The following is a 2767-nucleotide window of genomic DNA, read 5'->3' on the forward strand; positions in this document are numbered from 1 at the left end:
ATTGCCACCATGGTGGCAATGCCGATGGAGAGATAAATGGGCAAGCCTGCAAAAGCCAGAACCAGCAGCAGGACGAAAATAATAACACCGGCATTCATCGTTAAACGCCCTCCCTTTTGGAATCAGAAGGAGATTTGCCAAGAAATTTGAGAAAATTCGTGGCGGCAACCTCCACTGAAAACAGAATTGTCAGAACAGCGCCAATGGGGAAGGAGTAATAAATGTCCTTTATTTTCAGCGGCAGCGTGGTGGATGCGCTGGTGGCGTGCTGAATCAAGCTGAGGCCATAATAACAAAAAACGAGCATGAAAACAATTGCAGCCACAGAGCTGATGGCAGAAACCAGATACCGAATTTTTTTCGACATAAAGGCGAGAAGAAAATCCACCTGAAGGTGGCTGTCACGCCGGACAGCAATGGGAATCCCCAGAAAAATGCTGTAAATGCTGAGATAAAGGGCCAGTTCTTCACACCAGGGCTGTGCATTTTGAAAGATATATCGCATCATGCACTGATAGACCATAATGAGAGTAATCGCCGCCAGCAGGATAATTTCCAGCACTTTGATTACCCTTTGGACGCCGTCCAGAAAACGGGTGTAGTATGTCAACACAGACTTGTTCAACTCCTCTGTCAGCTTTTTTCGGAGTGGGGCTTTCACCACTGCAAAAGCCCCACTCTGTTAGGGGCACCTGTGTTTAGGCGGGATCGGCGGCTTTGATCGCGTCCGCGTAGGAGACCAAATCGGGATACTTTGCCTCCAGGAAGCCGTCCAAAGCCTGCTGCCAGAGAGACACGTCGGTATCGATGAACTCGCAGCCGGCGGCCTCCACCTCGGGCCGGACGCTCTCGGTGGCGTCCATCACCAGATCGGTGCAATACTTACCTGCTTCCACGGAAGCCTCCTGAATAATGGTCTGATACTCGGCGGGAAGAGATGCGAAATAGTTTTTGTCCATGATAAAGGAAACGGTGTTGTAAACGTGGTTGGTTTCGATGATATAATCGCAGCTTTCATCCCAGCTCAGGCTGGCGATGTTGGTCAGGCCGTTTTCCGCGCCATTGACCGTGCCCTGCTGAATTGCGGTGAAGACTTCGCTGCCGCCCAGAGGAGTGGGGGTAGCGCCCAGCCACTGCCAGGTGTCGAGGTAAATGGGAATCGTGGGGACGCGCAGCTTAAAGCCCGCCACGTCGGCAGGGGTCTCGATGCGCTTGTTGCTGCACATCACGCGCACACCCTGCAAGCCGGCGCCCGTCAGGGTCATGCCGCAGTCCTCGCCCAGCTTCGTCAGAATGTCCTGTCCGATTTCTCCTTCCCACACCGCTTTCCAGTGGTCGACGCCGGAGTACAGATAGGGTGCGGCTTCCACATTGGCGAGGGAGGACATCGACGCCAGATTGCCGATGGATTCATAAACGATGTTGCAGATACCAAGGCTCAGGCCCTCGAGGCAGTCTGCGGTGTTGCCCAGAGAAGAGCTGGGATACAACTCCACAGTGATGGTGCCGCCGGTCTTTTCGTTGACGGTCTTTGCAAATACTTCGGCAGACTTGTACACGGGGTCGGTTTCACCGAGACTCAGGTGCATTTTCATGGTGTAGCTCTGTCCGGCGGCAGCGGCGCTGCCGGAGCCATTGCCGGAACCGGAGTTACCTCCACAGCTGGCCAGCAGGGAGGCGCACATTGCCGCGCACAGCAAAGCGGCTAAAATTTTCTTTTTCATGTTTCTCCCTCTCTTTACGTATATAGCATTCGGTGTTTCTGGAAATCGCTTTAGTATATCATTGATCTGTCTCGGGAAACAACACCGGAACGGCCTTGACGGGATCCAGCCTTCGAGACATACGAATACCGGACAATTCGGCAATTGCCAACTCCACCGTTACAAGAACCCGGTTACCCTCTTTGAGATGCCCTCCGTATTCGTTGCCCTCGTCATCGGCAAAGCTAGCATGAATGTGGGGTGCGGCCTTCCCATCGGCTTCGCCGCAGACAATCCCGTTCAGGCCCACCAGTTCGATGGGGGTGGGACGGCTGATGGGGGTTACATAGCCGTAAAGTCCCGGCTTGCCCGGCATCTCCTGCGGGTCGAAAAAGGTGCAGCCGTCCAGACTGCCGATTCCGGAAAGAATGACCCCGTTGAGAATATGGTGCTTGTCACAGTACTGTTGAATGGACAGCAGGACGTCTTCATTCGGCTCAATGCGCAGCACATGCACTTTTTTGATGGTTCCCTCTGCATATTTCATACTTCCAGCTGCTCCTTCCCGGGATAAAGTATCATTTTTCCGGGGACGCCGCTTTGAATCGCGTCCAGTGCCTTGTCAAACTCCTTCAGCGCAAAACGCCGTCCGATGACCTTATCCAGCTTGTAGTAGGGGCCTTTCATCACGGTTTCAAAGTCGGCCCAGGTATCCCAGATTTTTCTGCCGGAAACACCGGTCATCTCCACCTCCCGGTAGATCAGGCCGTTGGTGAGATCCAGCGTGACATTTTTGGTGGGAAGACCCACGCACACCAGCCTGCCCGCCGCGCGGACACACCGCAGGCTGGCGCTGATGGCAGGTTCCGCGCCGGTAATGTCGATGGCGGCATCTACCCCGATGCCGTCGGTCAGCTTGTGAATTTCATCAGCCAGATTACACTTGCCGCTGTTCAAAACCACGTCGGCCCCCATCTCCCGGGCTGTTTCCAAGCGCTCGTCCACCAAATCGCAGGCAATGACCAGCTTTGCGCCAAAGGTTTTGCTGGCGCTGATTGCCGTCA

4 protein-coding genes are annotated in these 2767 nt (G+C 54.4%); all 4 read right to left on the bottom strand.

Annotated features, from left to right (window positions below):
* Positions 1-100: 100 nt before the first annotated feature.
* Positions 101-613 carry a TRAP transporter small permease gene (locus B2W96_RS02945; protein WP_293008399.1) on the bottom strand — a complete coding sequence of 171 codons (513 nt, stop codon included), beginning with the start codon at positions 611-613 and terminating at the stop codon, positions 101-103.
* Positions 614-698: 85 nt separating this feature from the next.
* Complete coding sequence (locus tag B2W96_RS02950; RefSeq protein ID WP_293008401.1) at positions 699-1724, bottom strand: TRAP transporter substrate-binding protein; 1026 nt, start codon at positions 1722-1724, stop codon at positions 699-701.
* A gap of 58 nt (positions 1725-1782) precedes the next feature.
* The gene (locus B2W96_RS02955; RefSeq protein ID WP_293008403.1) at positions 1783-2250 is read right to left on the bottom strand and encodes a PPC domain-containing DNA-binding protein; all 468 of its coding nucleotides are present in this window, start codon (positions 2248-2250) and stop codon (positions 1783-1785) included.
* A partial coding sequence (locus tag B2W96_RS02960; protein WP_293008405.1) for a zinc-binding dehydrogenase occupies positions 2247-2767 on the bottom strand: 521 nt, incomplete at its 5' end. The genes B2W96_RS02960 and B2W96_RS02955, both read right to left, overlap by 4 nt.

This window comes from Oscillibacter sp. UBA6647 (assembly GCA_002455655.1).
Taxonomy (GTDB): Bacteria; Bacillota; Clostridia; order Oscillospirales; family Oscillospiraceae; genus Oscillibacter.